1 pseudogene is annotated in these 413 nt (G+C 69.0%); it reads right to left on the bottom strand.

The window, feature by feature from the left end:
* Positions 1-413, bottom strand: a pseudogene (locus tag AC5RWX_RS34375) (dehydrogenase); the annotation flags it as partial.

The raw sequence follows: 413 nt of genomic DNA, 5'->3' as shown, positions 1-413 counted from the left end.
GCCCAGCCGCGGGCCGGCTTCCCACAACGCGTTTACCGCCGTTTCCACCGTCCCGGTGAGGACCGCGCGTTGGGAGGGGACGCCGTCGGGAATCCTGGTGAGCGCGTCAAGGGGCAGGATGTACCGATCCTGGTGCGGATTCAGGCAGAACACCCGCTGGCCTACCCACTCTGCCGGCCCCTTTTCCACGACTCCCACCGACAGGTAGCCGAACTTCACTGGCCCCGGGAACTGGCCCTCCTGATGCGGGGCCTGCATCTCCTTGGCGACGCGTGGCGGGACCAGGCCGTGGTGGACCACCGTCTCGGTTCCCTTGCTGATGCCGGAGTAGAGGGCGCGGACCAACACCTCGCCGGGACCCGGCGCCAGGAGTTCCTCTGTGCGGAGCTCGCCCTGTTCGCGGGCTGTGGTCC

The organism is Arthrobacter sp. SPT-J7 (assembly GCF_059089965.1).
This window is presented reverse-complemented; position numbering and strand designations above follow the sequence as displayed.